The organism is Bacteroides caccae, assembly GCF_002222615.2.
Taxonomy (GTDB): Bacteria; Bacteroidota; Bacteroidia; order Bacteroidales; family Bacteroidaceae; genus Bacteroides; species Bacteroides caccae.
In genome coordinates this window covers 3131488-3156323 of record NZ_CP022412.2, presented here as the reverse complement: position 1 = coordinate 3156323, position 24836 = coordinate 3131488, and the positions used below count along the sequence as shown (strand labels likewise).

The 24836-nt window shown below is 44.4% G+C and carries 38 protein-coding genes; 14 read left to right on the top strand and 24 right to left on the bottom strand.

Annotated elements, in window-relative coordinates; all coding sequences use genetic code 11:
* Nucleotides 1-2: 2 nt before the first annotated feature.
* Genes CGC64_RS12910 through CGC64_RS12900 form a run of 3 tightly spaced genes read right to left on the bottom strand, consistent with a single transcriptional unit; the run spans nucleotide 3 to nucleotide 2466 of the window.
* A complete protein-coding gene (locus CGC64_RS12910) occupies nucleotides 3-395 on the bottom strand; it encodes a hypothetical protein (protein ID WP_005676017.1) in 393 nt (130 codons plus the stop codon).
* Nucleotides 392-1465, bottom strand: coding sequence for a phage major capsid protein (locus CGC64_RS12905; protein ID WP_005676018.1), 1074 nt, complete (start codon nucleotides 1463-1465; stop codon nucleotides 392-394). Before CGC64_RS12905 ends, CGC64_RS12910 begins: the two co-directional genes overlap by 4 nt.
* A gap of 23 nt (nucleotides 1466-1488) precedes the next feature.
* Nucleotides 1489-2466 carry an HK97 family phage prohead protease gene (locus CGC64_RS12900; protein ID WP_005676020.1) on the bottom strand — a complete coding sequence of 326 codons (978 nt, stop codon included), beginning with the start codon at nucleotides 2464-2466 and terminating at the stop codon, nucleotides 1489-1491.
* Between the two features lie 167 nt (nucleotides 2467-2633).
* On the opposite strand from CGC64_RS12900, the gene CGC64_RS12895 reads away from it, so the two are divergent.
* The 8 genes from CGC64_RS12895 to CGC64_RS12860 all read left to right on the top strand — a co-directional run bounded on the left by CGC64_RS12895 (nucleotide 2634) and on the right by CGC64_RS12860 (nucleotide 9013).
* Nucleotides 2634-3107 carry a terminase gpP N-terminus-related DNA-binding protein gene (locus CGC64_RS12895; RefSeq protein ID WP_005676021.1) on the top strand — a complete coding sequence of 158 codons (474 nt, stop codon included), beginning with the start codon at nucleotides 2634-2636 and terminating at the stop codon, nucleotides 3105-3107.
* Nucleotides 3104-4636, top strand: a complete 1533-nt coding sequence (locus CGC64_RS12890) for a hypothetical protein (protein WP_005676022.1) — start codon at nucleotides 3104-3106, stop codon at nucleotides 4634-4636. Before CGC64_RS12895 ends, CGC64_RS12890 begins: the two co-directional genes overlap by 4 nt.
* A 1-nt stretch (nucleotide 4637) precedes the next feature.
* Entirely contained in the window at nucleotides 4638-4874 is a 237-nt protein-coding gene (locus CGC64_RS12885; RefSeq protein WP_005676023.1) for a hypothetical protein, read from the top strand.
* A complete protein-coding gene (locus tag CGC64_RS12880; RefSeq protein ID WP_005676024.1) occupies nucleotides 4871-5314 on the top strand; it encodes a phage protein Gp36 family protein in 444 nt (147 codons plus the stop codon). Before CGC64_RS12885 ends, CGC64_RS12880 begins: the two co-directional genes overlap by 4 nt.
* Complete coding sequence (locus CGC64_RS12875; RefSeq protein WP_236588793.1) at nucleotides 5280-6548, top strand: phage portal protein family protein; 1269 nt, start codon at nucleotides 5280-5282, stop codon at nucleotides 6546-6548. The genes CGC64_RS12880 and CGC64_RS12875 overlap by 35 nt, the downstream gene beginning before the upstream one ends.
* Before the next feature lie 104 nt (nucleotides 6549-6652).
* The gene (locus CGC64_RS12870; protein WP_005676028.1) at nucleotides 6653-7837 is read left to right on the top strand and encodes an LPD3 domain-containing protein; all 1185 of its coding nucleotides are present in this window, start codon (nucleotides 6653-6655) and stop codon (nucleotides 7835-7837) included.
* A gap of 100 nt (nucleotides 7838-7937) precedes the next feature.
* Nucleotides 7938-8510, top strand: coding sequence for a hypothetical protein (locus CGC64_RS12865; protein WP_005676029.1), 573 nt, complete (start codon nucleotides 7938-7940; stop codon nucleotides 8508-8510).
* Between the two features lie 20 nt (nucleotides 8511-8530).
* On the top strand, nucleotides 8531-9013 hold the full coding sequence (locus CGC64_RS12860) for a hypothetical protein (protein ID WP_005676030.1): 483 nt from the start codon (nucleotides 8531-8533) through the stop codon (nucleotides 9011-9013).
* Here the strand turns inward: CGC64_RS12860 and CGC64_RS12855 are convergent.
* A complete protein-coding gene (locus CGC64_RS12855) occupies nucleotides 9010-9243 on the bottom strand; it encodes a hypothetical protein (protein ID WP_005676031.1) in 234 nt (77 codons plus the stop codon). The genes CGC64_RS12860 and CGC64_RS12855 overlap by 4 nt on opposite strands.
* 200 nt (nucleotides 9244-9443) lie before the next feature.
* On the opposite strand from CGC64_RS12855, the gene CGC64_RS12850 reads away from it, so the two are divergent.
* Together CGC64_RS12850 and CGC64_RS12845 are read left to right on the top strand one after the other, a co-directional pair.
* The gene (locus CGC64_RS12850; RefSeq protein WP_005676033.1) at nucleotides 9444-9923 is read left to right on the top strand and encodes an HU family DNA-binding protein; all 480 of its coding nucleotides are present in this window, start codon (nucleotides 9444-9446) and stop codon (nucleotides 9921-9923) included.
* A 118-nt stretch (nucleotides 9924-10041) separates the two neighbouring features.
* Complete coding sequence (locus tag CGC64_RS12845; protein ID WP_005676036.1) at nucleotides 10042-10251, top strand: DUF4248 domain-containing protein; 210 nt, start codon at nucleotides 10042-10044, stop codon at nucleotides 10249-10251.
* A 74-nt stretch (nucleotides 10252-10325) separates the two neighbouring features.
* Here the strand turns inward: CGC64_RS12845 and CGC64_RS12840 are convergent, their stop codons facing one another.
* The 18 genes from CGC64_RS12840 to CGC64_RS12750 form a co-directional block, all read right to left on the bottom strand.
* Nucleotides 10326-10541: a hypothetical protein gene (locus CGC64_RS12840; protein WP_005676037.1), complete on the bottom strand. Its 216-nt coding sequence runs from the start codon at nucleotides 10539-10541 to the stop codon at nucleotides 10326-10328.
* A 1-nt stretch (nucleotide 10542) separates the two neighbouring features.
* Nucleotides 10543-10767 carry a hypothetical protein gene (locus tag CGC64_RS12835; protein WP_005676038.1) on the bottom strand — a complete coding sequence of 75 codons (225 nt, stop codon included), beginning with the start codon at nucleotides 10765-10767 and terminating at the stop codon, nucleotides 10543-10545.
* Nucleotides 10768-10789: 22 nt separating this feature from the next.
* Complete coding sequence (locus CGC64_RS12830) at nucleotides 10790-11473, bottom strand: BRO-N domain-containing protein (RefSeq protein WP_081447293.1); 684 nt, start codon at nucleotides 11471-11473, stop codon at nucleotides 10790-10792.
* A gap of 419 nt (nucleotides 11474-11892) precedes the next feature.
* Entirely contained in the window at nucleotides 11893-12096 is a 204-nt protein-coding gene (locus CGC64_RS12820) for a hypothetical protein (protein WP_005676044.1), read from the bottom strand.
* Nucleotides 12089-12481, bottom strand: coding sequence for a Cof-type HAD-IIB family hydrolase (locus CGC64_RS12815; protein ID WP_005676045.1), 393 nt, complete (start codon nucleotides 12479-12481; stop codon nucleotides 12089-12091). Before CGC64_RS12815 ends, CGC64_RS12820 begins: the two co-directional genes overlap by 8 nt.
* Entirely contained in the window at nucleotides 12478-12945 is a 468-nt protein-coding gene (locus tag CGC64_RS12810; protein WP_005676046.1) for a DUF4494 domain-containing protein, read from the bottom strand. The genes CGC64_RS12815 and CGC64_RS12810 overlap by 4 nt, the downstream gene beginning before the upstream one ends.
* 31 nt (nucleotides 12946-12976) lie before the next feature.
* Nucleotides 12977-13246, bottom strand: a complete 270-nt coding sequence (locus CGC64_RS12805; RefSeq protein ID WP_005676047.1) for a hypothetical protein — start codon at nucleotides 13244-13246, stop codon at nucleotides 12977-12979.
* On the bottom strand, nucleotides 13243-13443 hold the full coding sequence (locus CGC64_RS12800) for a hypothetical protein (protein WP_055171045.1): 201 nt from the start codon (nucleotides 13441-13443) through the stop codon (nucleotides 13243-13245). The genes CGC64_RS12805 and CGC64_RS12800 overlap by 4 nt, the downstream gene beginning before the upstream one ends.
* Nucleotides 13406-13933 carry a host-nuclease inhibitor Gam family protein gene (locus CGC64_RS12795; protein ID WP_005676048.1) on the bottom strand — a complete coding sequence of 176 codons (528 nt, stop codon included), beginning with the start codon at nucleotides 13931-13933 and terminating at the stop codon, nucleotides 13406-13408. Before CGC64_RS12795 ends, CGC64_RS12800 begins: the two co-directional genes overlap by 38 nt.
* 31 nt (nucleotides 13934-13964) lie before the next feature.
* Nucleotides 13965-14276 carry a hypothetical protein gene (locus CGC64_RS12790; RefSeq protein WP_232286810.1) on the bottom strand — a complete coding sequence of 104 codons (312 nt, stop codon included), beginning with the start codon at nucleotides 14274-14276 and terminating at the stop codon, nucleotides 13965-13967.
* A complete protein-coding gene (locus CGC64_RS12785; protein ID WP_005676050.1) occupies nucleotides 14248-14829 on the bottom strand; it encodes a helix-turn-helix domain-containing protein in 582 nt (193 codons plus the stop codon). Before CGC64_RS12785 ends, CGC64_RS12790 begins: the two co-directional genes overlap by 29 nt.
* A complete protein-coding gene (locus tag CGC64_RS12780) occupies nucleotides 14826-15299 on the bottom strand; it encodes a hypothetical protein (protein WP_005676051.1) in 474 nt (157 codons plus the stop codon). Before CGC64_RS12780 ends, CGC64_RS12785 begins: the two co-directional genes overlap by 4 nt.
* Nucleotides 15300-15315: 16 nt before the next feature.
* Nucleotides 15316-15936: a DNA repair protein RadA family protein gene (locus tag CGC64_RS12775; protein ID WP_005676052.1), complete on the bottom strand. Its 621-nt coding sequence runs from the start codon at nucleotides 15934-15936 to the stop codon at nucleotides 15316-15318.
* Nucleotides 15936-16829 (bottom strand): AAA family ATPase, encoded by an 894-nt coding sequence (locus CGC64_RS12770; RefSeq protein ID WP_005676053.1) that lies wholly within the window; start codon nucleotides 16827-16829, stop codon nucleotides 15936-15938. The genes CGC64_RS12775 and CGC64_RS12770 overlap by 1 nt, the downstream gene beginning before the upstream one ends.
* Nucleotides 16830-16879: 50 nt before the next feature.
* Nucleotides 16880-18976, bottom strand: a complete 2097-nt coding sequence (locus CGC64_RS12765; protein WP_005676055.1) for a DDE-type integrase/transposase/recombinase — start codon at nucleotides 18974-18976, stop codon at nucleotides 16880-16882.
* Nucleotides 18977-19157: 181 nt separating this feature from the next.
* Entirely contained in the window at nucleotides 19158-19571 is a 414-nt protein-coding gene (locus CGC64_RS12760; protein ID WP_005676057.1) for an SH2 domain-containing protein, read from the bottom strand.
* Nucleotides 19571-19750, bottom strand: a complete 180-nt coding sequence (locus CGC64_RS12755; protein ID WP_005676058.1) for a hypothetical protein — start codon at nucleotides 19748-19750, stop codon at nucleotides 19571-19573. The genes CGC64_RS12760 and CGC64_RS12755 overlap by 1 nt, the downstream gene beginning before the upstream one ends.
* Nucleotides 19747-20133 (bottom strand): hypothetical protein, encoded by a 387-nt coding sequence (locus tag CGC64_RS12750; RefSeq protein ID WP_005676059.1) that lies wholly within the window; start codon nucleotides 20131-20133, stop codon nucleotides 19747-19749. Before CGC64_RS12750 ends, CGC64_RS12755 begins: the two co-directional genes overlap by 4 nt.
* A 105-nt stretch (nucleotides 20134-20238) precedes the next feature.
* Here CGC64_RS12750 and CGC64_RS12745 point away from each other — a divergent pair, with 105 nt between their 5' ends.
* Nucleotides 20239-20676 carry a hypothetical protein gene (locus tag CGC64_RS12745; RefSeq protein ID WP_005676060.1) on the top strand — a complete coding sequence of 146 codons (438 nt, stop codon included), beginning with the start codon at nucleotides 20239-20241 and terminating at the stop codon, nucleotides 20674-20676.
* Nucleotides 20677-20896: 220 nt separating this feature from the next.
* Here the strand turns inward: CGC64_RS12745 and CGC64_RS12740 are convergent, their stop codons facing one another.
* A complete protein-coding gene (locus tag CGC64_RS12740; RefSeq protein ID WP_005676061.1) occupies nucleotides 20897-21103 on the bottom strand; it encodes a hypothetical protein in 207 nt (68 codons plus the stop codon).
* A 118-nt stretch (nucleotides 21104-21221) separates the two neighbouring features.
* On the opposite strand from CGC64_RS12740, the gene CGC64_RS12735 reads away from it, so the two are divergent.
* Nucleotides 21222-21701 carry a helix-turn-helix domain-containing protein gene (locus CGC64_RS12735; RefSeq protein ID WP_005676063.1) on the top strand — a complete coding sequence of 160 codons (480 nt, stop codon included), beginning with the start codon at nucleotides 21222-21224 and terminating at the stop codon, nucleotides 21699-21701.
* 71 nt (nucleotides 21702-21772) lie between these two features.
* On the opposite strand, the gene CGC64_RS12730 is transcribed toward CGC64_RS12735, so the two are convergent.
* Nucleotides 21773-22486, bottom strand: coding sequence for a KilA-N domain-containing protein (locus CGC64_RS12730; RefSeq protein WP_157448281.1), 714 nt, complete (start codon nucleotides 22484-22486; stop codon nucleotides 21773-21775).
* A gap of 1179 nt (nucleotides 22487-23665) precedes the next feature.
* Between CGC64_RS12730 and CGC64_RS12725 the strand changes: the two genes are divergently transcribed.
* Together CGC64_RS12725 and CGC64_RS12720 are read left to right on the top strand one after the other, a co-directional pair.
* Nucleotides 23666-24010: an SH3 beta-barrel fold-containing protein gene (locus CGC64_RS12725; RefSeq protein ID WP_005676065.1), complete on the top strand. Its 345-nt coding sequence runs from the start codon at nucleotides 23666-23668 to the stop codon at nucleotides 24008-24010.
* A gap of 23 nt (nucleotides 24011-24033) precedes the next feature.
* On the top strand, nucleotides 24034-24813 hold the full coding sequence (locus CGC64_RS12720; RefSeq protein ID WP_005676066.1) for a DUF4373 domain-containing protein: 780 nt from the start codon (nucleotides 24034-24036) through the stop codon (nucleotides 24811-24813).
* The last annotated feature ends 23 nt before the right edge of the window (nucleotides 24814-24836 follow it).

Here is a 24836-nt window from a genome sequence, read left to right as displayed (position 1 = left end):
TTTTACAATAAGTCCCAGCCGGCTTCCACATCCGCCGTTACTGCCGGGACTCCATTCTCTACACGGCTCATGGCAGCTGCCAGACAACACATGGTCCGCCTGTCGTCAATGTTAATTCGTTTGTCCGGATCAATCCCTGTGAGTTTGGACACAGTGGAAATGTAGCTGCGGGTGTCATTCTCACTCGGAGGAGCCCATCGGCTTATCATTGTCCGGAGCGTATGGCATCCGTTCAACCGGGAGTAATTCTGAAGCAGCTTAATCATGGCACGATAACCGTAAGCCATTGATCTGAACTGCTTGAAGCTGCGGTCGGTAGAGGGAGTTATTTCTCCCTGCCATACCGTTTTGCTGTTCCGGATATTGCCCGGATTGTTGTTGCGTAGTCCTCTCATGAATTATCGGATGCCTTATAATCAGACATAATCGCCGCAATCGCTTCCTTTTTCTTCGGCAATACGATGAAGTAATGCCGGAAGTTGATCAGACTTCTCTGGTTTTCCGGGTCTGTTTTAGCCTCACTGTAATACATCTTGGTAGAACCGGTTGCCTTGAATGTCATCTTCCCGTAGAAAGCAACGGATGCCTGGAACTCATTCGCGCCGGCTGCCGTGCCGAAAGCGACTTTCGTGCCTGCGGCCTTATAGACCGGATTGTTCACGAACTCATACACTTGGAAGCCGTACAGATTGGCAATCTTTCCCGTCGTATAGTTATAGTACTGTTCCGCAAACTTCTGGTCCTGCATAAGCAAATCGTTCACATGATCGGGACAAAGCACCAGGCGGCGGTCTTCTGTCGGAACCTGCATCACGTCAAACTTCTTCTTCAACGCTATAATGTCCGACCGTTGCATCATCCTGCGTCCGGTTGCCGCACCTCCTTCCACGTCTCCGGTAGTCTTCAGTACAGGCGTTTTTGCCGCGTTGCTGTCCGGGGCAAGTGCATGAATCGCCTTTGCGTATTTCTTCACCAATAGTGCCTGCGAATGGCGTTCCTTGACAGAAGCCATTTTGTCATAACTCAGGGCGTACAGCTCATCATCCGTAATCGAAGTCGGTTTCGTCTGGAACTTATCCAGCGAGAAGACCGCATCCGTATCCGTGAGTTGCTGGATCGCTATCGGATAAGTTGTATTATTGACCAGTACATCCGGGTCGCCACCCACGTCCACCATGTGAATCACATCATTTTCCGCATACTGGCTATAGTCGGGAAGACCGTCCAGAAAAGTTGCCTTGTCACCCGAACGGAGCGCTTTGATAAGTTCGCCTGTCCATACTTCCGTCAGTACTCCGTCCATCGCCACACCTTTGGGCATGAACCCGCCCAACATCATTGTTCCGCCCACAGCGGCCACAGCTCCCACAGCAGGAAGCACTCCCAGCACAAAGGCCAGTACAAATCCCATTACGGCATTGAAGAGCAATCCGCTCACCGCCTTTAATCTTAAATTGCGTTTCATCTTTTTACCTTAAAATAATTTCGTTAATAATTCGGGCATTCCACGCCATATTCTGCTTTATAAAGCTTCATATACGTATCCTTGTCCGTGTCTCTCAGTTCCATGAGTTTGTCTGCCGGCACATCTCCCAGCGTCTTCCACCCTTGCGCCCCGGCAAGCTGCATACTGGTTCCCCCACGTATGACATCTGTCGGTTTTACAACCGCCGCCATGGAATCCAGTGTCAGCTTTAAGCTTTCGGCACCCACTTTTTTACCCAGTTCGATAAAATGGTCCTTCTTGTCAGCCGTAAATTTTCCGGCCGTACAAGCATTATTCACCATCGTGGTGATTCCTGCCAGTTGTAGTTGTTCTTTCTCCTGCCGGAGTGTCTCATTCGCTTCCTTGTATCCCAAAAGAATTCCGATGGAAGACAGGATTTCCGTCTCCGTAGCCGTTTCAGGCAACCCTAGTTTCAGGGCAATCGCTTTAAAATCCATTTCGTTTTCTGTTTTTTGATTATTATTGAGCGGTTTTTCGTCACCGCTGTCAGTTTTCAATAAAGGAAGTTCTGGACATTCTTCACCTGCCGCCAGTTTCAGCTCCTTGCCCTGGTAGCTGAGAAGCACGTGCGCGTCATCATTGCCGCCGATATCCACCATGCTCACTTCACTCAGCCTGCATTTCGTCACCGTCGGGCGGGTCTGTCCCGGTTTCAGCATCGAGGGGTCGTCACTCAGTTCAAGCACTTCAAAGTTTGCGCTGCACATCTTCAACGTACCTTTCTCGTATTGCAGCTTCGCCATTTTGGATTCGTCCCTCACCTCGTCGAAGTAAGGTTCACCGGTGATGTCTTCGCCTTCCACCTTGACATCCTTGATGCATCCGATGATATAGCCGCGCCAGTGCATCCAGAGCAACACCGGGTTTTTCTGAAACTGCTCCAGGCTTACGCCGTCGGTTTTTACCCACGTTCCGTAGCAATTCACCTTTTCATTGCTGATTCTTATTCTTTTTGCCATTTCTCGCCTTGTTTTGACGCAAACATATAGGTAAAAGCAGAAGTCCGCAAAAAAGCGTGTAACCATTCCAGACATATACGTAACCGCTCCGTAATACTCTGTAACCGTTCCGTTATTCTTTCCATAACCCTGCGAAAGTTTACAATTTTGCTCAAAAAGTAAAGCTTATGGCAGCAAAAAAGGAACTGGATAACAAGAAGGAACTGGCGCGCATTCTCTACATGAACGGGGAAACGCAGCAAGTAATCGCCGACAATGTGGGCGTAAGCCGGATTACCGTCAACAAATGGGCGAAAGAAGCACTATGGAAAGAGCAGCGGGCGGCAAAAACAATCACCCGCCCGGAACTCATCAACAAAATGCTGCTCAATATCGACATCCTGCTGGAGAAGGCGAACAAGTCCGAAAACCCGGAAGAGATAGCCGGACTGGGGGACAAACTGGCAAAACTGGCGGCGGCAATAGAGAAACTGGACAAGAAGACCGGAGTGGTGGAAACCTACGACGTGTTTATCCGGTTCGGCCGGTGGCTGGAATTACAAATGGATCTGAACAAGGAAGTGACGGCCGAACTGGTGAAGATGGTCAACAAGTATCAGAACCTTTATATACAAAGCCAACTTAACACGCAGGAATCATGAGCAAACTCACCGAAGCACAGCAACGATGGCAGGAACACTGCAAACATGTGGAAACCATCACCTCCGAACAAAGGCAGGAATCATACGAGGAACAAGGAAATAACATACGCCGGGCGCAAAAGGATTATGCCTACTTCTGCCGTCGCTATTTTCCGCATTATTGTAAATGTGATAACGGAAAATTCCAGAATGATGCCGCCCGCTATGTCAAGGAGCATCCCAACATGAAAGGTGTATTCATGTGGCCGCGCGGTCATGCCAAGTCCACCCATTTCGATATCATGATACCGCTATGGCTGAAGTTTCAGGAAACACCTTCCATCCACGTGATGGTAGTGGTGGGTAAAAGCGAGGAAAGCGCAGACACCCTGCTGGGAGACCTGCAGGCCGAACTGCAATACAACAAGTATCTGCAAAGGGACTTTGGCGAACAGTATAATGCAGGATCGTGGGAAACCGGACAGTTCGTTACCCGTGACGGCACGGCTTTCTTTGCCCGTGGACGCGGACAGTCGCCCCGCGGACTCCGCTACCGTGAGCGTCGTCCGGACTACATTGTCATCGACGACCTCGACGACGACGAACTGTGCCAGAACGAGAGCCGTGTCCGGATTCTGACCGACTGGGTGAAAGAAGCCCTCTTCGGAGCTCTTGACGGCGGCCGGGGACGTTTCATCATGGTGGGCAACCTGATCAGCAAGAACAGCGTACTTGCCCATATAGCCAAGACACCGACTGTACATCTGAGCCGTATCGATGCCATTGACAGGAACGGCGAGCCGGTGTGGCGTGAAAAGTGGACACGCGAAGAAGTGGAAACTCAGGCCGCTTTCATGGGATACCGTGCCTTTCAGAAAGAAATGATGAATAACCCTATCACCGAAGGTGCTGTATTTCGCGCAGACTGGATACGCTGGAAAAAGCCGTGCCGCCTTCAGGATTATGACAGCATCGTACTCTATATCGACCCTTCTTGGAAAGGGACGGGCAAGAACGACTACAAGGCGTGCAAAGTATGGGCGCGTCCCCGCAAAGGGTTGAAAAACTACTCGCATACCGAACTGCATCACCTGCGTGCCTTTGTCCGCCAGTGCAGCGTCAGCGAAATGGTACGCTGGCTCTACGACTTTCATGAATCCCTGCCGGAAAACGTTGTCTGCTACTATTACATGGAAGCTAACTTCATGCAGGACATGATACTCGATGAATTTACGGCGGAAGGAAACATCAGGGGATATCAGTTGCCCATCGCTCCGGACACAAGGAAGAAGCCCGACAAGTTTGCACGTATCGAAGCGATATCGCCCCTTTGGGAACGGGGATTCGTATTCTACAGCGAAACGCAGCGGGATGACCCGGACATGAAAGCAGGCATAGAGCAGACCCTTGCTTTCGAAAAAGGTACAAGGGCGCACGATGACGGACCGGATGCAGACGAGGGAGCTGTCTACAAGCTTCAAAAACAAGTAAGACAAGAACAGTTCGTCCCGTCGTTCGGACGGCGTACGAACGCTAAAAATAGCTGGTAACATGAAACTGATTGAAAGAATCAAGAGAACAATCCTGAACTACAGGGTTAAAATGGCTATCCGCCAGGCTGTGGAGTTGGCGGAAGGTAGTGGAAGGAAACATCTGGTGCTCATGCACAAGGAACGCCCGCTGGTCATCAGCAAACAACGGCTGGGAACATTGATACGAAAACGGTATTTCCGCAAGGGAACACGCATACAGGATTTGGAACGGAACGCGTTATTTATCACACGATGACGGATATGGACGGGACAACAGGATTTGTGACCGAAGACGATTATATCGTAGTCGGCTCCGAAGCACTGAAGATTATTCAGCAAAGCAAGGCGGAGAACCGCAACCGGGCGGAATTGGCGGCACGGGAAGAGATAAGCGGTTACTTGCGCGAGCGGTATGACGTGGCGAGAATTTTTGCTGCAAAGGATATCGGACGGAACATGCAGATCGTGCTTTATTACTGCGATATCGCCCTCTATCACATGGTATGCTGGCTTCCGGGACGTGCGGGACTGGAAATACGGGAGAAACGGTATAAGCAGGCGACCGAATGGCTGGAAAAAGTGCAATCCGGAAAAACGATGCCTGACCTGCCCACATTGACAGGTCCGGCAGGAGAAGAAGATTATCATAACCCTATCCGGTATGGAGCCGGACAAAAGAATAGCTATGACTGGTAAAAGACGAACAAACAGAGAAATGACATTGGGCAATATCAACCTGTCCAAACCGTCGGATCGTACAAAACTGAAAAGTATGGTGGTAGAACTGGCACTGCAAAGCCAGGCACTCACAAAGAAGGATATCAAAAGCTGGCGCACTGCATGGCAGCAGGCTATAAACATAGAAAACCCACACCGGGGACCGTTACTCACCATTTACACGGACGCCATGATAGACCTTCACCTGGGCGGATGTATCGGACAGCGGAAAGGAATGGTCATGAAGAAGTCGTTCAAGCTTGTAGACATCAAAGGAAACGAGGAACCGGATGCCACGCAGCTGATGGAAGCGGTGTGGTTTAAAGACTTTATGGATTATGTCCTGGACAGCCGGTACTACGGCCATTCACTCATACAGCTGGGCGACGTGGTGGAAAGGAACGGAAAAATCCAATATGACCGGGTATTACTGGTGCCCCGCCACCACGTAGTCCCGGAACACGGTGTAATCCTGAAAGAAGCTTCAGATGAATGGCAAAAAGGTATCGACTACCGCACCGGGGCAATGGCGGACTGGTGTGTGGAAGCGGGAAAATGGGATGACCTGGGATTGCTTCTCAAACTTGTGCCGCAAACCATTTCGAAAAAGAACATGCTCGCTTTCTGGGATCAGTTCGGCGAACTCTTCGGCATGCCCATACGGGTAGGGAAAACGACCACACGTGATGCCAAGGAACGTAGCAAAATAGAAAATATGCTCAACGAAATGGGAGCTGCCGCCTGGGGGCTGTTTCCGGAAGGGACGGAAATAGATATCAAGGAAAGCAGTCGCGGGGATGCCTTTAACGTTTACGACAAACGGGTGGAACGCGCCAACTCTGAAATCAGCAAGGGAGTACTCAATCAGACAATGACCATTGACAGCGGGAGCAGCCTGTCGCAGAGCCAGACACACTTACAGGTATTCCAAAATGTGGTGGACAGGGATGCGGACTTTCTGCGCGACACGATAAACGGCGAATTGCTGCCCCGCATGCTCAAGCATGGATTCCCCGTAAAAGGCTTGCGCTTCGACTGGGATGAATCCATTGATTACACCCCCGAACAACAGGTGGCTTATGAAACGATGATTGCCGACCGGTTTGAAGTAGAACCCGAATATTTCATCGAGAAATACAATATCCCCATCAAAGGAAAAAAGGCTTCACCCGTGCCCGGGCAAATGCCACAGGCTAAACCTTTTTTCGACTAGGCCCCGATGAATATGCGGGGCTGCACGAAAGAGCGCGTCTGGTTTACGGACCGGAGAAAACGGACATCACGCTGGCGGCTCATGACGGGAAGCCGGAGTATGTGATGAACGCGGAATGCGCTTTCAGTGATTTGATGAAGTTCGTCTACAAGCAGAAAGGAATCACTCCCGAACTGTTGCGCAAGGCGGAAGCCATGGCTTTCACAGACGTCACGGCTTCCGCCCTCAATCAAGCCGTAGAAACAGGAATAACGCAGGCCAGGCCTTCCGCCATTATGATACAACGACTGAAAGAATCAAACTATGTATTCTCAGGATTCAAGACTTTTCACGAGATGAAGGAAACCTTTCCTCTGCTGGTGGATGAGAACGGTAATCGCAAACCCTTCAAACAGTTCCTGAAAGAAGTTCAAACGGTGAACGAGAAATACAACGCCCACTACCTGCGGGCGGAATACAACTTTGCCGTCACTTCCTCTGAAATGGCTGCCAAATGGGAACAGTTCGAAGAGGACGGCGACCGCTACGACCTGCAATACCGGACGGCAGGTGATGACAGGGTACGTGAGAGCCACCGCAAACTGGACGGGGTGACGCTGCCCCCTTCATCGAAGTTCTGGGACGAGTATTTCCCACCCAACGGTTGGAAATGCCGGTGCACGGTGGTACAAGTGCGTAAAAGCAAATACGGTTCCAGCGATGAACACCGGGCAATGGAAGACGGAAACCAGGCAACGGGCGGAAAACATGAGGAAATGATGCGGTTCAATTCAGGAAAGCGAATGGCTTGTTTCCCGGCTTATAACCCGTATACGATCAGTAAGTGCAGCACTTGTCCGAAGGGAAATATGAAGCTGGCTGCGGACATTCCAACCAATGAACTTTGCTCGGCGTGTAAGATGATACGGGAAATGAAGAAGGAAGACGTCAAAACCGCCAGAATTGCCGCTAAGCCTCTTCAGGGAACCGTTGTCTCCAATCCTGACTTCCCCCACGAAATCAGGATATCGGGAAACACCATCAAGGAATGGACCAACCAGCCGCACAAACATTTCAAGGAGAAGAACCGGATGCTGCTGGATATTAAGAAGGTGATGAAAAATGCCAAGTATTTGGGGGCGGTGGGCAATCATAAAGGAGTACCCGGACTTGAACAGTCCCATATATTTCAAGTGCTGCTGAAAGATGAACCCAGTTGGATTATTGTGCGGGAATATGCTTGGGGAGAATTTACACTTCACAGCATTGCAGACAGTGAGAAGATTGCCGGTTCTATAAAGAAAGAATAGCCCGAGAAGCCATTTCAACCGGAACTACAAATCCGGAGCTGTTCTTCTTGAGCTATTCTGATGTCACAAAGATACAACTATTTACTTAAATAGCAAACAAATGGAAGTTGAAAATTTACTTGCCCGACTGATGAGGGACACCTTGAAAGACATAAAAGTGGAGTGTGATGATGAGTTCCAACAGAACTTTCAGCGTGAAGCGTTCTTCAACGAGAAGTGGCAACGACGCAGGCATGATAACCAAAGTGGCCGTAAACTACTTCATGGTCCGGGAACCGGAGGCATACATTTGTCGCAATCTGTTTTTCCCGGAAAAATACAACGGGATACGATAACTTACACCTCAACCCTTCCTTATGCAGCTATCCATAATGACGGAGGAGTAATCATTGTCACAGCCAAAATGAAACGCTACTTCTGGGCGAAGTACATATCCGCAACCGGAGACATTACATACAGAAAGAACGGGGAACGCAGGGCAACGAAAAGAAATCGCCGCCTTGATGCTGATGCCGAATTCTATAAAGCAATGGCTCTTAAAAAAGTGGGAAGTAAAATCATCATTCCCAGAAGAAGATTTATCGGCACACATCCGCAACTGGAAAAACGCATTATAGAGATTATTGAAAAGAATCTGACAGAGTTTCTTGAAGAAAATGACTTTACAAAGTAATTACCCAATAAACAATAAGTATGAGAAAACAACTTTATTTATCTGTTATTGAAAAATTAAAAGAAATTAAGGACATGAAAGGTGATTCGCAATTCCACCATTTTGACCTATGGAACGAACAGGTGGTTTTCCTCGAGCAGGAAGAAGCGTTTGAACTTCCCGCTGCTTTTATTGAATTTCTGCCTGTCAGGTGGAAACAATTGAGTGATGGCATACAAGAGGCTGCCGTACAACTTCGAATACATATAGTTACGAACTTCAAAGGCCTGTCCGCTGACGGTTCCACTTATCAAAAGGATGCTTTGGAGTTATTTGACCTGATAGATCAGGTCAATGCAAGTCTTTCAGGAATGAAGGGGGAAAACTTCAGGGGAATGTTCCGGACAGAAAGTTATACCAATCATAACCACGAAGAAGTTATAGAAAGTATCGAGACTTTTCAGGTCAATGTGACGGATAAAAGCGGAAAACGAGATGAACCGCTTCCCGTATGGGCGCGTTAAAACAAAGACAATTGCATCTCATTTATCTTCGCCATGATATCCGGACGTACTGAAGCGTTAATAATGTTGTAAAAAGTCTTTTCGCAAATGGGATAGACAGGATAAATGAATTGCCGGAGAATCTCACGGTTGGATAATCCGCTATGACAGTGCTCATCATAAATGCGGAGTATATCAGCTACACGGCGGGCGTAACTAAGACCTGTTATTTTCTTACGTTTCTTGCACATAGACGAAAATATGAAACTACTGTGGATTTAAACAACACAAAAATACACAGTTTTTCCCGTTAATGCACCATAAACACGCAAGAAACGATACGCTCCGACAAGAATCGGCCACTTTTGCACCGTCTTTTCGCGAAAGGCAGAGTTAAACGCGACTTGGAAGCGCAGCCAAATCGTAAATTGTAAAATCGTAAATTAAAAAGATGAGTGTAAAGTATTCGCTTGCTCTGATGAGCACAAAGCCGGGAGATAACACGGCAAAGAAAATGTATTATGCCAAGGCGCAAGCCGACGGTGTGGTAACCATGGACGAAATGGCGGAAGAAATTTCGTATGCCACTTCCCTGACGGACGGTGACGTGCTGAATGTGCTCCGTGCACTGATCCGCCAAATGAAGGTGCAGCTGGCAGCCGGCAAAATCGTGAAAATGGAGAATTTCGGGACTTTTCAGATCCAGGTATGTAGCACAGGTACGGAAGCTAAAAAAGAATTCACAGCCAGTAATATCACGGCTGCACATATCCAGTTCCGTCCCGGCAAAATGGTAAAGGTGGCCACACGTAGCGAAGCGTTGAGCTTTATGAAAGTGACCGGAAAGAAAGAGGTGGTAGTGGACGACGGCTCCGAACCGTCCAATCCGGGCAGTGGCGGAAGCGGAGTTACTCCGGACCCGTCTGTATAAAAAACTACTACGTAGTAGATGAATAATTACTACGTAGAAACACGATGACTACCTGCTAGTAGCCCGGCGTTTACTAGCAGGTAGTTTTTTTGAATCTCAAACAACAAATGAACAGAAGATGAATGCCATTTATATGAGTGAACTTGCTCAACAATATTTTCCTAATTCAACACCACGAAGCGCAACGTCACAACTGCATCGGTGGATTGTATTGAACCCCGAATTGACGGCTAAGCTGGAGGAACTGCACTTCGTACCAAGGCAAAGGGCGTTGACGCCGTTGCAGCATGAGGCGATCGTGTTGTTCTTGGGGGAGCCGGGGGAATAAAATGACGAGTGCCGTCACAAACAGTATAAATTATCCTGTTGTGGCGGCACTCTCCTTATATCACGATTCAAAATTTAATCTTTTGGCTTCACTTCCAGAAATGCGTCACGAAGCATACGTAAATAAGATATATAATCGACTGATTTTATAGCATTCCCATCCCTACTCATATTTGAATAAATATAAGTGAACATTGCTTCTTCTATGGCTTTCGCAATTTCTATTGTGTCCCAATTAGTAGCCAGGTCATGCAAACCGGACATATTAAAATTATCTGTATGTGTACTCATGTCAAATAGCTTTTACTTCTTCAATGGCACCTCGCAAACTCAATAGAAAATCTACGCAATCTTTCAATTCGTAAACTTCAGAACAAACGTCATTTGTCTCGATAAACCAACGTGTTAACTGAACTATTACAGCATTGATTTCCGCTACCGTTTCTTCTGGTGTTTTTATACATTGAAAACAACCTTCCAATTCTCCTATATCGTATTTTTTTAAATTCTGTCCCATAATAAACCTCCTTACTTGATTATTACAATTCTGAAAATTGAAGTTCGAGTTGTCTCATATTCTGCATCTTGCGACTGCACGAAAGTAGCAGCATGGCTCCAGTCATAGTAATGAACCATGAAGGATGGGTATTACCGAAGATATGTATCTTCTGAGCATTCACTTCTTTTGCGTTCAACTTTTTTGCAGCCTGACTACTTTCCGTACTGCTGCCTATAGCTCTATGAAAATCGTTCATTGATAGCCATTGCTTGCCTTCAATAGTGATAGTACGGATTTCGCAGCCATTGAATAACTGTTTAGTATAAGGTATATCACGAGCATCTAAATAATTGTTAGCTTGTTTCTTGATGCCGTAGTATCCCTTTTTGCGGATAGAAGGAAGAACTTCAGAAGTAACCCATTTACGGAATGGTTTAGCTTCAGGTTTACGAGATTGAAGAATAAGAGTATACAATCCTGATTCATTTACAGCAGCCATTTTTTGCATTCCTCCAAGGGTGTCCACTTCAATTGGACATCCTTCATCATCATCCAATCGAGCAATAGCATCACGATACTTTGAAATGCCTAAAACATCGCAAACATCTTTTGCTACAAACCAAGGTTCATTGTTGATTACTTGCACACGGATAGGTGTACTGTTTTGATTGAAGGTGAATACCTCCAGCAAGCCGGTAGCTTGCGGTTCATTTGAAATTGTCATAAAGTAAAGTTTTTTTGCATGTGGATAGTTAAAAAGAACGGCATCCACTTCCCGCTGCAAAAGTACTTTACCAGTGACTTGCATAGACCATTATAATCTATGCACGGGGTTAGATGCCGCCATACTATGTATGGTTCGCATATGGGCATAAAAAAAGCCCAAACACGACGCATGGACAGATAACTCTGCCACTGGTAAAAAAATACTTTTGCGTCGCAAAGATGCGAATTCTTTTTGAATATCCAATCACGCTTGATGAATATTTTTTTGCTTTTCCACTCTATAAAGATACGAAAAAACAGGGAGAAAAGCGAATGAAAGTCCCTATTTATCGAGGTTGTAAGGAGTTTTATTATTCTTTTTTCGTTGCTGAATAGGCAGTCGGAATAAGTTAGTTCATTTCTATTCTGTTTTGAGGGTTATTTAAAAACGGTTTCCGCTTCTTCTATTAACTCCTGCATGTATCCGGCAGACAGCGCGCGGTCTTTCTCTATTTTAGCAATTTTCTGACACAATTTGATAGCCTTAGCAATTGTTCTGTCGGCTTTCATTTTATCTTTGATATGTTCCGGCAAAGCGTCTTGAGCTGCTTTGTCGAACGTAATACACTTAGTTTTATTCATTTCTTAAGGTTTGTTGTTTCAAAAAAACTTCGTATTCAGCTTCCATACGCTCAATCTCCGCCAGACATGCAGGCCACCCGGGGAAGCCGCCGATATTCTTATCATCAATATAGACGTGCGCGTATATCTTCTTTCCACCTTCACCACCGTATTTGGCCAAATTATCCGGATCGTGGTCGTTGATACGACTGAATGGAATCTGATGTTCAAGAAGCCAGTTGATAGCTTCCAACAGTCTGTCCCCAGTACGGCAAGTCCATATGATAATCTTATGACCTTGCGAATGAAGCTTTCTCAGCGATTCTCCCGCATACGGTTGTTCTCCGTCAATAGCCGGGTATTTACCCCGGCTAATCGTCCCGTCAAAGTCTACAGCTATAATCATTCCCTGAATTCCGGTTCGTTATCTGATGCCGTATACGGATAAACATCCATAATTGCCGTTTCCGTCACCGCGGGAACCTGATAATCCGCCATTGATCCCTTCATTGCTTCGTCCAGGTTCTTTTTCGCACGGTCGAGGTCGGAAGCCTGAACCAGCACATTAGTGGAAGTACATTTCTCCGCCCCGCTCTTTTCATCAAGAGTGATGAAAACCAGTTTACACTTGAACCAGCGGTCATCCTGTTCGTCATTACTGGGGAACAGTTCGCTGTAGTTGGCACGTTTAATATCCGATACTACGAATTCCCCCGATATGAAAGGTGTCATCTCTTCGATGATACGTGCTTCCGCTTCCGTGAAGCTGAGAGCATCCACCAGATAAGGTTCAGTTACTTTTTTCTGCATCCCGTTCTCCATTACTTTTTCGTAACGAATTTTGCATTCAAACCATGTGTGCATTGCCATATTTGTAAGTTATTTAATTGTTGATAAAATGTTATTTAAAATAGATTGAAACTAGTGTATGTCCGGAGCGTTTGATGAAGATGACTGTCTGTCCTTCATCCGCCACCAGTTCCGTGGTCACATTGTCTTTTCCGAGCATTCGTAAATCATCCTTGATTGACCACTCCAGCATCTCAAAGTCAAATTTCAGACCAATAGGGAAAAGACTGTTGAATTCTTCCAGTGTGTAATCCGTGATGTATTTGAGCCACTCCGGCATCCGTTCACGCCGGAGATTGCTCTTATAAATGAATTTCGTCATGACTTAGGGGCTTGATACTTCCAACCATTCAACCGATAGCATTCTTTCCGGGCTTCTTCACGGGTGAAAAACTCCGTCACTTTGTCCCCGGTGCTGATATTGCTGGACTCTTTCCAATGATAGATTGCCCAACGGCTACCAATAGGCGCATACGAATACTCAGGACGGCTGTTCGTTTTCTTTCTTGGGTTCCACATAGAATGTTTCATCTTGTACTACAACCATACCACATTTTGATAATTGCTCAGCAACTTCCTCCTTGTCACGATCGGCAAGAAGACGGTCCTTTGCCAGTTCCTCGCTCACACGGATGTAAGCGGGAAGAAATTCCTTCACCAGGTTAGTGACGGACGCCCAGGTAAACCCTTTGACGTTTTTTAATTTGGGAGTTCCTGTGCGGAAACCGAACGTACCATGAGCACTTTCATAACTCTTACGTCTGGAAAATAACTCCTCACGATGCTCGGTCGCGAATGTCTGCATGATTTCAAAATTCTTTTCTCTGATAGCCTGCTGCTCTGCCAGTACATCCGCATATTTATCACGGATGCGGGTGATTTCCATATCCATTTTGCTCTGGATATTCTGCACTTTGGCATCAGCCGTCGCAAACTCACTGAAGGCGATTTCCGCCTGCTCCGATGTAATGCCGGAAATAACGACTTTCTTTACTCTTGTCTTTGCCATAATTCTTTTCTTTTAATGGTTCATACTATGATTAATACTTGATATTAAATTTCTCGCTGGTACCCGGAGGCGGAAGGTTTTCGCGATCTTCGTCCGTCAACTCCGAAGGGGCCTTCAGCTTCGCAAGGCTCACCTTATCCCGTTCAATGCGTATTCCGGTGCTGTTCAACTCTAAAATCAAATCATCCGTTTCTTTCGATTTCTCCGAAGTGTCACGTTCCAACAAAATGTTGATGATTTCATCCAGACGGGATTCGTCACGGGTGATTCGTTCCTTCAGGCGGATGACCTCCTGAAGACGGAGGGACATGGAATCAACGGATTCCTTTTGCAAGCGTGCCATGAGTCTTCATATATTTTTTTATAGTGGTACTATTATCGATATCCTTTTTATGATAAAAGACTCTGCTCCCCCTATGGTAATAAGGAAGGACACCTTTTTTTCTCCAGTTCCTCATCAAAGATACCGGGCAACCGATATAATCGACCACCTCTTTAGAAGTCATATACCCCAAATCCTCATCCCTTACCGTCAAATTTATTTTCTCCGATAAAAGAGCAATCACATGCTCCAGTTCAGCAACACGTTCCTCCAACCTCTTCATCCTATCCTTGCCCGATGAATCTTTCAGTTCTTTTTCTGCTATCGGATACTGTTCCGCATCAGGTATCAGTTCTGCCAACTCAAGTTTCCCACTTAGGAATAACGCAGCATCGCGAGCCGCACAATAAGTCGCTTCGTCCCGACATTCAGCCGATACGTTCTGAACATAGTGCTCAAACACCCATACTTCCGAATGACGTCCACTCAAGACTTCCGCTTGATTCAGACTAGTCTTATCCCCTTTTTTACGCAGAATGACAATCGCCTTATTTACTTCCTGACTCTTTCTCATGATTTCTTATTTTTATGTTTATTATTTTCGTTATAGACAATCGCTTCCAGTTGTCTTTTGAAGGCTTTCAACTCAGATAAACTCATTTCCGTTACATTCTTATGTGAAGCACTCTTATTACGGGAAAACACATTGAGTTTCGCCTTATTCATTTCAAACTCCTCTTCCGTATCGTTACTGAATCCTTTGTTCAGGAAAGAGATCTCAAAAGAGAGAAAGAAAATCGCCTTCAACTGCTTCTTGGCTTCCGCCTGTTCCCGTTCTTTCTTTTTCTTATCAGACTCATTCAACCGTTCAAGCATCAGCCTTGCCTCATTAAATGTCAGTTCCTTTGTGCTACTGACACGTCCTTCTGTAAACCGACTGATAAAATCATGGCGATCTTCTTCATCAAATCCCTTACTGCGAAATGTGGCGTGCAACGCTTTCATCTGTTGTGGACTGATTGTCTTGTCTTTCGTTGTTCTCATGATGTTATTTTAATGATTAGAAAACTTCTCCCCAATATTTGGAGGCTTCCTCCGGCCATGCGTCAATCTGCATCTTCGGCCCGTTGAACCGCCCTTTGCTGAATGCCCTGTACCCTTCCACATATACCTTTTGAGATGCGTCATACATCACACTGCGGGCACTGCGTCCGGACGGGAGCTTTCCATCGGCATGACTGACGAAAATAATAAGCTTATCCTTGTGCTTCTCCTTGAAGGCTATATACTGTCTATAGTTCATCTGCGTGTATTGAAAGCTGTCGATAACGACTATTCCCGGAGACTTCCGCCGTAGCAACCGTTCGCTCAATTCATCTATCGGCTCATTGTCCAGAAGAAGAAAACGACGGTTTACTTCCAGCATTCCGCATCGCACCAATGTATTTTTCATCGTCAGACTGGCACCTTCCTCCAAACTATTGTATATCACCCGTTCAAACTGACAGAGATATTTACAGAGCTGAACGACGAAGGTTGTTTTTCCATTGCCGGAATTTCCCCATACAAGCCAGACACCTTTACGTTCCGGTTCTCCGAAGGCATCGTACCATTCGTTCTTGAAGGGAAATGTTTCCACTTTCGTGGCAAGCAACTCACTCACCGACTTGGCTCTACCCATTATTCCGCTTCTCCCTTCCTTTTCAGTTCATCTATGCGGCGTTTGCGGGAATGGACAAAACGTTTCACTCTGCGAAGGTCGTTTTCGCTGGCTTCCGCATCTTTCAACACCTTTTTTATCTCTGTTTCATCGGTCAGTCCATTCGCACGGCAAATGGCGAAAATATCATTCCGGGTGGTAGCTGTAAGGTCAAAGAATCGACGGCCGATGCGGGAATTGATTTCCTTATAACCTTTCTTATTATACCGCAATCCGTTTTCCATGCGCCGCTTAATGTAGTCCGTTGAGAAAAAGACTATTCCCGAATGACCTTCCAAGCGGTTGTAAATGGAGATAAAGTAGTTGAACACAGAATCTGTCAGTTTGTCGCCTTCATCAAAGATGAGCAGCGGGTTATTCAGAAAGGCGATCATGCTGATAGCATACTCAAGCATATCGCGAAGGTTGGTTCCGTCGGTCGGCGCACCTACCTGCTTGGCAATTTCACGAACGAAGTCGCTTTTCTTCATGTCTTCCGAACAAAGGATATAGAACACGTTGCGGTGTTTTTTACGGTAGTCAATAGCCGCGGTAGTCTTTCCGCATCCGGCATCGCCGACCACCCAGGTGACGTTCTTGTACAATTGGGCATCCGCCAGCACAAAAGTAATATCCTTGAATGTCTCGCTTTCATGCAGTGCCCAGTGCTCGAAGCTAAAGCCGATCTGCGTGGCGATACGTACAAACATATCATCGGAGATGTTGGTATATTTGCTGTTCAAGATTGTGGAGACGGTGGCGGCACTCACACCATTCAGGCTTTCCGCTGCACGATTGCGTGACAAGTAGTTGTCACAATAGGCGCTCAATGCGTCGCGGATAGCGTTTTTATCTTCCAGGCTTAAATCTTTCATTGTTTGAGTATTATTTAAATGATTATTGATTACTAATCAAGGGGCGGATGCTACATCCGGTCGTAACGGGAAGAGATTACATCCTCGAAGGTCAGATTTGAAGTGACCTTGGTATATTCTCCGGTTGTGGAATAGCCCAGTTCCGTATCTTCCTCTTCTTCGTCCATAGCGAGCTTCTCAGGCAGGGAAATGGGAGCTTTCAATACGCCCGCTTCGTATTTCTCGCGTACCTCGTCCAGCTTCTTCTTACCCACATTCTTCGGTTTGGGAGTGGAAAGTCCGAACAATTCGGCTGCAATGGCTTCGTTCAAGTCAAAATCTTCGGTACTGAACTGCACCAGAGCCATTGTCTCTTTGTTCAGATTGACGGTCCGGCGCATGAACGAGGTTTCTTCGGAAGTACGCTCCTGTGTCGCACGGCTGATGACAACCCGCGGAGTGGCGCTTGCACTGAATTTCAGTCCCGATGCGGTGACTTCCCATAGTTCTACGGTGGACATATCCATCGGGTCGTACAAGACACGGAATTTTCGTCCGGTGTTGCGAAGCGCCCATTGCTCGTTGCGCAGACCGTCTTCTCCGTAGACTTCGTACTCATATCGCTGCTTGTCAATTTCTATTCTCAGTCCGGCATTGGTGTAGGTCACCTCTTTGGCACTTGTCAGCCAGAACATCTGTATCACGTCTACGGGCTGAACGGGCGTAGTCTCCGGATTCTCGCTCATGCGGTACATGTCGATGCGGGCGATACCGGTAGCCGGATGGGCAGCGTTGTTCCATTCTTCACGGCATTGACGGTAGATTTCTTTTACCTCTGCCAGTGTGGGCAATGCGTAGGCGTTTTGCTCGATGAATTCAAGGTTCGGCTTGCTGCTCATCTTAACTGCTGTCACGTTCTGTCCGGTGAAGTACCATATCTTATGGAGTATCTGCTGCTGGAAACGTCCGAAGACGCTTTCAATCGTCTTGCTCTGTCCGTTGTAGGGCATTGTAGGTTTGTGCAGAATGGCAATCTTATCAAAAAAGCCCTGTGCGGCAAGTTTATTGTGTCCGCCCTGATTGTCGTTTACTATTTCGTATGGACGGACACCTGCGAATTCTACCGCCTGGCGGAATGCCCGGTACTGGCTGTCGAATGTTTCTTTCGGAGCGATGTCATAGCCTATCAATGTTTCGCTGTAGGCATCCATCACTTCGTAGACGGAAGTGGTGCACATCTTTCCTGCTTCGTTCCGGTAGTAAAGGTTCAGTTTCGTACCGTCAGAATACCAAAGGGCATCACGCATCTGCGGAAGCTGTGTCTTCAGCAATGAAGAATATTTCGATTTCCACTTTTGCATACCATATACGGCAGCAAACCAAAGTGGCATTACGGCAGGATCATTCAAGTAATTGCGCAAAGTAGTCATTGATTTGATTGGTTTCAACCCGCGTTCGATTGCTTGGCGGTTATATTCGTCAAATATCTGCGAATCAGTATAGATAGGGAACTTGCTACGTTTCAGTTTCAGCAGCAGACGCCCTTCCATTGGTCCGATCTTGCGGGTATTCTGATTTCCGTTCTTGCGGCTGACCAGGACTTCATACCCATATTTCTTATATGCAACAAACTTTTCACGAAGACGGGCAGCGTTGGATGGAAGTGTATGCTGATACATACCACGAAGTTTCTCACATGTGCCCAGCACGGTTTCCCAAACTTCCTTCGGATGTGAATAACCGCTTTTCCTGTGGCGCGACACCATTTCGCTTTCCACACGGATCATCTCATTCATCACTTGTGCATTCAGCACATATTCTGCCTGCTTTTTATCTGTCAGCCCGCTACCGTCGGCAAGCCTGTACCTGTCACGATAGAACTCAACAGCCTTGCTGTCACTTCTTAATGTGTCATTCATGATTTCTGCTTTGATTTGTTCTTTCATCCGTTGTTCCGCATCCGGGAATTTGGCGTCGTAAGCGTCTTTGATAGGTTTGTAGAGGGAAACGTAGTCAATAAGAGCACAAGCACCTTTCCCTTTACCGGGACGAAGCACCCGAATCTTCCCTTCACGTACTTTCTTCTTATAGTTCGGCTCACTCAGGATTCCTCCCTGAGTCACCAGCTCAGCGAAAGTCACGCACCGTATATTACCAAACATTTCCATAATCAAAATATTTTTAGATTTGCGCAAGCGTCCGGCATCGAACCGAACCCGTAAGCCACATTGCTGTTCTTATCTTGCATGTGAGAAAAACACTATCCCTATTCATCCCGAACCGGAATAGTTTGCTACCTTTGTAGTCATCAAAACCAAAAAAAATATATAATCATGAACTATTTCTCTATTATTTTTTATTCGCACAGTCGAGGTCCACTTGATGATGTTCGCACAATTTATAAAGATCATCTAAGGAAATTGAACCTGAGATACAGTAGTGACATTTATTTTCCTGAATCCGGATGGTCAACCCCTGCATTTGGAGTTCCTTTGGAATTGAATTTTTTAGTAAAAATTCCAAAAGACCGGCTAACCGAAGATAAGGCTCTGCTGAAGAGTCTTGTATCGCTTTTTGATAATATAAAGAAGGATGTTCCTGGGATAATAGAGGTGTCCATAAAAACGAATTGTCAGTCATTTCGTTAATTGATTCCAAACAGCCTGCTTTTAATAGTGACAGTTCGGTTTCATTCCTTAGAATCGTAAGTTCCTCAATGCGTTGCTCTAAATTTTTTCTATGCATCATTCTTTCGTCACCCATCACTCAACCCTCCTTTCCTCTTCCAAGGCCCGTCCCAACAGCATAGCAACCGAAAGAACTAATAACACACCAGCCGTACACGCATCCTTAAAAGATATCTCCAACCCATCCGCCAAGTTTAGAGCCAACACCAAAGCCGCTATAGCAGCCAAATTCTGAATCCATCTGATCACTTTCATACTATCTTATTTAAGTCGTTAAACATCTGTTTCATCCCATAAAGCGCACTTTCCTTGCGCCACTCCAACTCTTTCTCATATCCGTCCAGTGTCCAAGCCGGATGATATTCCTCCAGACGTTTCGAAAGAAGCAGAATTTCATGATTGTGGTCAAAACTTATCGTAGCCAAAATAAAAGGGAACGTCACAGCATTACATTCATCACTTAGCGGCTCGTCAAACGTTACACTCCAGTAGGAGTTCTTGCCACTACGACTACCACCGGCAGACTGTGCCCGCCGGATTGCGAACACAGGAACTCTGTTCTCATCGTAGTGATCAACCACTACTACCACCGACTGCGAGTTCACCAAGCGGGCGCATTCTTCTTTCCAGTATATCATATCTTCAATTCTTTAAAGTTTATATTCAAAAAGCCTATCCCTATTCATCCCGAACCGGGATAGTTTTGCTACTTTTGTAGCTATCTAACTAAAATTAATATAATCATGATTAATGAAGACTGGATTAAAAACTTCCATAAACTAACAGAGTTAACCAACCTATCTACAGACAAGCAAGCTGAGTTCTATCGAAGTATCCTTGTGGCAGGAGCCAGTGTTTTGGGCATTCTGATAAGCCTTCATTCCACACAGACATCTTGCCTATATACCCGTCTGGTATTTGCTCTGTCGATATGTCTACTGCTACTAGGAGTCCTGCTTTCTGCAATAGTGCTACGTGATTTGTCATTGCTTCCAGAGCGGACAAAGAAAGCCTTTGTGGAAGAACTTCAAAAAGTATTATCGGAAAACAGGAACCCGAATCTGGTAAATACCCCGAAGAAAAAAAGAACCCTACACTGCGAAAAATGGAGCTTAATAGTCTTGTTATCTTCATTGTTCTTACTTGTTATTTATACAATACTTTCACTTTTTGTAAACTAGTATTATTCATTTTATGTAATCCAGGCATATTTTTAGTTATAAGGTTATTGTTTCACGATACGGATTCTCAACTTTCTTCAAATAAGATTCTCTCAATGCGTGAACAGAAAGACCTTTTGATCTAAACTCGGCGAATATCCGGATAACTTCTTGCATATGTTTACTATAAGGAGTTATACCGGATGCTTTTCTTTTCATACTTTATATTATTTAATAGTTACTACTTAACTACTTCCGTTTTTACCGGTTTGCCATACAGCTCCTTATAGACTTGCATAACCTTATCACTCTGCGGACCTCTCAATCCACCTTTAATAGCGTTATACACTGTTTTCTCACTAACTCCAGCAGCCTTTGCTACAGCCTTTTTATATCCAGTAGGCGGTACCAGTGGCAATTCGTACTCTTTGATTATTACTGTCTTCATATATCACTATTTTGATTTTCTTTCGTATATTTGTGGCGTTACCTATTTTGGTAACGGCAGCAAAGTAAACCATTTTGGTTTATATATACAAGAAAATATAAATCTTTTTGCGTTATAAATGGAAAATATATCCTTATTAAAAGAGAAATGGTTCAAGAAAGAAGTTGAACGATTGTCTAAAGAAGGTGTATCTAAAGCGGATATATCAAGAGCATTAGGCATTAAGCCTCAATATCTTAACTCTGTATTAAATGGTAGTAGAGGACTAGCAGATACTTTTCTTGATAAATTTATTGAAGTATATAGTATAAACCAATTTGATTTATCACCATCATTAACAGATTCTAATATATCTGCTATGTCGTTACGCCTCATGGAAAAACTTGACGAAAAAGATGCTCAAATTGATAAGCTCCATATAGAACTACGATTAATAGAAAAAGAACTAGCCGAAACAAAAGCTAGACTTTCACATTATGAGCCGAAAACAGAAGAAGCTAAAGAACATCCTAAGGGTTTAGGAACTGCGAAGGATGCTTCTACAAAGAAACCTTCTTCGCCCAATGCCGACAATGCGGCCTCTGCCACTGCCCAATAAAAAAAGAGATACAAGAATATGATAATTAGATATATAATAAACGAGGCGACAAAATAATGCCGCCTCGTTTATTATTGAAATTCAAATTTCAACTGCCATTTATCTTTTTCTTTTCGCAAATCAGCCTTTACTCCTCTAATTCGCCTATCAGCTTCCTTCATTCGATAAAGCTTCATACTAACATACCAAACTCCCAATACATATATATACTCGGTAGGGAAATGACTTTTCAAGCCAAAGAAGCTATGATAACTACATTCAAGCGTCCGGCAATAATCACTTTGACTGATATAATTCTTTCCATCAAAAGGAAGAACATCAGATACAATCTTTTCTCCGTTAGCAATTTGAACTAGTAAACTATCTACTTGAATACTATATTTCATATCTAACCATTGTGCAAATCGCATAGCAATACGATAATCCGTACACCATGTTCCTTGTTCTTGAGGCGTCCCTCCCTGTCTAACTATCACTAAATCAGCCGTTCTGCATTTATGCATAACGGAAAGCGCTGCAAGATACTCATGTGCCTCTTTAGTTCTAAGCCATTGAGTAGGTAATTTGTTTTTTCCAAATGGTATAGCCATCTGAGTCATATTCACCCATACATTATCACTCCGGCGTTCAATAGCCATCTCTTTACCATCGACAACAATAGTCTCGATTACATTTTTAATTTCGCCCATCAGTCTTTCTTTAATATAAAAAGAAAGCCCTCCGTAGGAGTGACTGACACTTTCTACATAGGGCGAAGTCGCTGTTTCTTTCGTTACAGCCTCCATAAAGGGCATTCTTTTCTGTTTTTTAATAGATATATCCCTATGTTATTGTCTCAGTCACTACAAAAGTATAGTAAAAACCTGAAGAATGAACAACTATTTTATAAGGAAATAATGTCTATCTTATGCGTAAAAGCACACACACGCACTTTTTCATCGCTAAATTACATATAATTCCCAATATACACACTATAAATCAATGACTTACCTCATCTTTGTATTGCCATAAACCGTCGCAATAATGGTATTATCCCCCTCTTAAAACGCATAAATGAGGCAAAAAACGTATCAAAAAAGGTATTATCTATATCTCAACACGCAAAAAAAAGTCTTGAAAAGGTATCCCTAAACTTGATAATTCCTTCTATTTACGGAAAAATATAGTATCCCTAAACAGTATCTTTAATGGTATCCCTAAAGTCGATTTTAACATTTTAGTAACTTCCAATATTTTATTCAAAAACGTCTTCTCAAAACTGTGAATTGACAGCTTTTGAACGGCTTCTCAAACAGCAACAATAAAACCGCTAACCTCAAACACAAAGTGCTGAAACTAGCGGTATATAAAGGTTTTCCCTCAATCACATTAGATTATCTCTTGAATAATGTCAACCAGTAGTCTATAGTTAACGTTTTGTTGCCTTCAAACTGTTCAAATGGTAGTTGAATGGAAGTCAAATGTAAACCAATGTAACGCGTTGTTTTGATATTGGCATCTTATCGAAAATAACGTCAATCCCCTTATTCATCGGATATCCAACATATTTTTGCGGCCGCCGTAGTTTACACACATCGTTCTGTGCCCCCTAAGAGCTTATATATAGCTAAACATGGCGGGTTTAAATTGTTAGAAATTAGCAGTATAGAAACAAAGTTATGTAACATCAGGCAAGAGGAACGAGAACGAAAAGAAGAGGACGAAAAACAAGTAAAAAAGAGAGTAGAGAATAAGCGTTGACAAAAATAATTGTGCAGAAGAAACAAAAGATATACTTTCGCAGCCGTTTCTAGCCGACTAAAGACAACGTATATCTATCTTCAAAAATAGTGACGCTATAACAATTAAACAGTATCACTATAATGAAAGGATAGCGACCCTATAATAATCATATACCGTCACTATCCTGAAGGGGAGATTTTATTCGTAAAAAAACAAATATTAAAAAAAACAGAAGAAAAAAGATGAAAAGAAAAATAGACAAAAGCAAGTTAGAAGCCTGCAAGTTAGTATGGAAAAAACGTATTGCCGCCGAAAAGGGTATTTCGGAAAAATGTGCAGAAAAAACTGCGCAAAGCTGTATAGAGCTTATTGAACGAATGTTATATGGAAATGCCATGATAGCTTTCCATAAGCAAGACGGCACATTCTGTATGGAACAAGGAACCTTGGTTGGATATGAAAAAGATTTTCACCGGGAGTTCAAGATCACTTCCCGACAGATGTCTGTGGTCTACTGGAGTATGGAGCAACACGCGTGGAGACGGTTTATGATCGGAAACCTGTTGGAATGGAAAGCGATTGTATAACATTTAATAAAAAATATTGAACTATGAGTATGATTAATAAAGGAATCCCCTATTTCCCCACACCTGCAAATTTTTTCGACGAAGAAATAATGGAACTGTTAGAAGCTAAATTCGGAATCTTATCCTCTTATATTGTCATGAGACTACTCTGCAAAATCTATAAAGAAGGGTATTATATTTCTTGGGGAAAAGAACAGAGTCTTATCTTCGTCCGTAAAGTAGGCGGAGGTATTAAAGAGGAAGTAATGGAGAAAATTATAGAGTTACTGCTGGAAAAGGAATTTTTCAATAAAGATATTTATGAGAAATATGGGGTCCTGACCTCAGAGCAGATTCAGAAAGTCTGGCTGGAAGCTACTGTACGAAGAAAGATTGATTTCTCTAAATTACCTTATTTGTTGGAAGTCCGGCCAGGAAATGGTAAACAAAAAGGAGGCACGAATAAAAAAGATGCAGACATTTTTAAAGCTGACGCGGAGGTGAATCCGGAAAATGAGGACATTTCCGGACAAACTAAACCAAACCAAAATAAACTATCTTCTGAGGAGGAAGAAACAAGTAATGCTTCGTTTGAAATTCCGGGGTATGCTTACAATCAGACTACACACAACGTAACCGGACTGCTGGAAAGCCTGGAACGCCATAAAGTGACGGATCTGAAAGAAAAGCAGGCAATTATGAAGTTGTCGGATTACGGTAGGAAAGGCACGCAGATATGGAGGCTGTTCAGCAATACGACGTGGGGCAAGATCGGGGCACCGGGAAAGTATATCATTGCCGCATTGACCAACAAGCAGAAATAAACGCCGAATGATAAAAAAAGGTA

What these genes read in the sequence shown, in the direction of transcription:
- CGC64_RS12900 (WP_005676020.1), bottom strand. Translation starts at nt 2,466, where the DNA reads ATGGCAAAAAGAATAAGAATCAGCAATGAAAAGGTGAATTGCTACGGA.
- CGC64_RS12745 (WP_005676060.1), top strand. Translation starts at nt 20,239, where the DNA reads ATGATTAATGAAGACTGGATTAAAAACTTCCATAAACTAACAGAGTTA.
- CGC64_RS12725 (WP_005676065.1), top strand. Translation starts at nt 23,666, where the DNA reads ATGAAAAGAAAAATAGACAAAAGCAAGTTAGAAGCCTGCAAGTTAGTA.
- CGC64_RS12810 (WP_005676046.1), bottom strand. Translation starts at nt 12,945, where the DNA reads ATGGCAATGCACACATGGTTTGAATGCAAAATTCGTTACGAAAAAGTA.
- CGC64_RS12795 (WP_005676048.1), bottom strand. Translation starts at nt 13,933, where the DNA reads ATGGCAAAGACAAGAGTAAAGAAAGTCGTTATTTCCGGCATTACATCG.
- CGC64_RS12765 (WP_005676055.1), bottom strand. Translation starts at nt 18,976, where the DNA reads ATGGAAATGTTTGGTAATATACGGTGCGTGACTTTCGCTGAGCTGGTG.
- CGC64_RS12755 (WP_005676058.1), bottom strand. Translation starts at nt 19,750, where the DNA reads ATGAAAGTGATCAGATGGATTCAGAATTTGGCTGCTATAGCGGCTTTG.
- CGC64_RS12910 (WP_005676017.1), bottom strand. Translation starts at nt 395, where the DNA reads ATGAGAGGACTACGCAACAACAATCCGGGCAATATCCGGAACAGCAAA.
- CGC64_RS12865 (WP_005676029.1), top strand. Translation starts at nt 7,938, where the DNA reads ATGGAAGTTGAAAATTTACTTGCCCGACTGATGAGGGACACCTTGAAA.
- CGC64_RS12735 (WP_005676063.1), top strand. Translation starts at nt 21,222, where the DNA reads ATGGAAAATATATCCTTATTAAAAGAGAAATGGTTCAAGAAAGAAGTT.
- CGC64_RS12890 (WP_005676022.1), top strand. Translation starts at nt 3,104, where the DNA reads ATGAGCAAACTCACCGAAGCACAGCAACGATGGCAGGAACACTGCAAA.
- CGC64_RS12885 (WP_005676023.1), top strand. Translation starts at nt 4,638, where the DNA reads ATGAAACTGATTGAAAGAATCAAGAGAACAATCCTGAACTACAGGGTT.
- CGC64_RS12815 (WP_005676045.1), bottom strand. Translation starts at nt 12,481, where the DNA reads ATGATTATAGCTGTAGACTTTGACGGGACGATTAGCCGGGGTAAATAC.
- CGC64_RS12830 (WP_081447293.1), bottom strand. Translation starts at nt 11,473, where the DNA reads ATGACAATTTCAAATGAACCGCAAGCTACCGGCTTGCTGGAGGTATTC.
- CGC64_RS12855 (WP_005676031.1), bottom strand. Translation starts at nt 9,243, where the DNA reads ATGTGCAAGAAACGTAAGAAAATAACAGGTCTTAGTTACGCCCGCCGT.
- CGC64_RS12775 (WP_005676052.1), bottom strand. Translation starts at nt 15,936, where the DNA reads ATGGGTAGAGCCAAGTCGGTGAGTGAGTTGCTTGCCACGAAAGTGGAA.
- CGC64_RS12750 (WP_005676059.1), bottom strand. Translation starts at nt 20,133, where the DNA reads ATGATATACTGGAAAGAAGAATGCGCCCGCTTGGTGAACTCGCAGTCG.
- CGC64_RS12720 (WP_005676066.1), top strand. Translation starts at nt 24,034, where the DNA reads ATGAGTATGATTAATAAAGGAATCCCCTATTTCCCCACACCTGCAAAT.
- CGC64_RS12780 (WP_005676051.1), bottom strand. Translation starts at nt 15,299, where the DNA reads ATGAGAACAACGAAAGACAAGACAATCAGTCCACAACAGATGAAAGCG.
- CGC64_RS12785 (WP_005676050.1), bottom strand. Translation starts at nt 14,829, where the DNA reads ATGAGAAAGAGTCAGGAAGTAAATAAGGCGATTGTCATTCTGCGTAAA.
- CGC64_RS12905 (WP_005676018.1), bottom strand. Translation starts at nt 1,465, where the DNA reads ATGAAACGCAATTTAAGATTAAAGGCGGTGAGCGGATTGCTCTTCAAT.
- CGC64_RS12760 (WP_005676057.1), bottom strand. Translation starts at nt 19,571, where the DNA reads ATGGGTGACGAAAGAATGATGCATAGAAAAAATTTAGAGCAACGCATT.
- CGC64_RS12870 (WP_005676028.1), top strand. Translation starts at nt 6,653, where the DNA reads ATGAACGCGGAATGCGCTTTCAGTGATTTGATGAAGTTCGTCTACAAG.
- CGC64_RS12730 (WP_157448281.1), bottom strand. Translation starts at nt 22,486, where the DNA reads ATGGAGGCTGTAACGAAAGAAACAGCGACTTCGCCCTATGTAGAAAGT.
- CGC64_RS12820 (WP_005676044.1), bottom strand. Translation starts at nt 12,096, where the DNA reads ATGAATAAAACTAAGTGTATTACGTTCGACAAAGCAGCTCAAGACGCT.
- CGC64_RS12875 (WP_236588793.1), top strand. Translation starts at nt 5,280, where the DNA reads ATGGAGCCGGACAAAAGAATAGCTATGACTGGTAAAAGACGAACAAAC.
- CGC64_RS12835 (WP_005676038.1), bottom strand. Translation starts at nt 10,767, where the DNA reads ATGGGACAGAATTTAAAAAAATACGATATAGGAGAATTGGAAGGTTGT.
- CGC64_RS12845 (WP_005676036.1), top strand. Translation starts at nt 10,042, where the DNA reads ATGAATGCCATTTATATGAGTGAACTTGCTCAACAATATTTTCCTAAT.
- CGC64_RS12770 (WP_005676053.1), bottom strand. Translation starts at nt 16,829, where the DNA reads ATGAAAGATTTAAGCCTGGAAGATAAAAACGCTATCCGCGACGCATTG.
- CGC64_RS12840 (WP_005676037.1), bottom strand. Translation starts at nt 10,541, where the DNA reads ATGAGTACACATACAGATAATTTTAATATGTCCGGTTTGCATGACCTG.
- CGC64_RS12895 (WP_005676021.1), top strand. Translation starts at nt 2,634, where the DNA reads ATGGCAGCAAAAAAGGAACTGGATAACAAGAAGGAACTGGCGCGCATT.
- CGC64_RS12790 (WP_232286810.1), bottom strand. Translation starts at nt 14,276, where the DNA reads ATGGCACGCTTGCAAAAGGAATCCGTTGATTCCATGTCCCTCCGTCTT.
- CGC64_RS12880 (WP_005676024.1), top strand. Translation starts at nt 4,871, where the DNA reads ATGACGGATATGGACGGGACAACAGGATTTGTGACCGAAGACGATTAT.
- CGC64_RS12850 (WP_005676033.1), top strand. Translation starts at nt 9,444, where the DNA reads ATGAGTGTAAAGTATTCGCTTGCTCTGATGAGCACAAAGCCGGGAGAT.
- CGC64_RS12805 (WP_005676047.1), bottom strand. Translation starts at nt 13,246, where the DNA reads ATGACGAAATTCATTTATAAGAGCAATCTCCGGCGTGAACGGATGCCG.
- CGC64_RS12860 (WP_005676030.1), top strand. Translation starts at nt 8,531, where the DNA reads ATGAGAAAACAACTTTATTTATCTGTTATTGAAAAATTAAAAGAAATT.
- CGC64_RS12800 (WP_055171045.1), bottom strand. Translation starts at nt 13,443, where the DNA reads ATGTGGAACCCAAGAAAGAAAACGAACAGCCGTCCTGAGTATTCGTAT.
- CGC64_RS12740 (WP_005676061.1), bottom strand. Translation starts at nt 21,103, where the DNA reads ATGAAGACAGTAATAATCAAAGAGTACGAATTGCCACTGGTACCGCCT.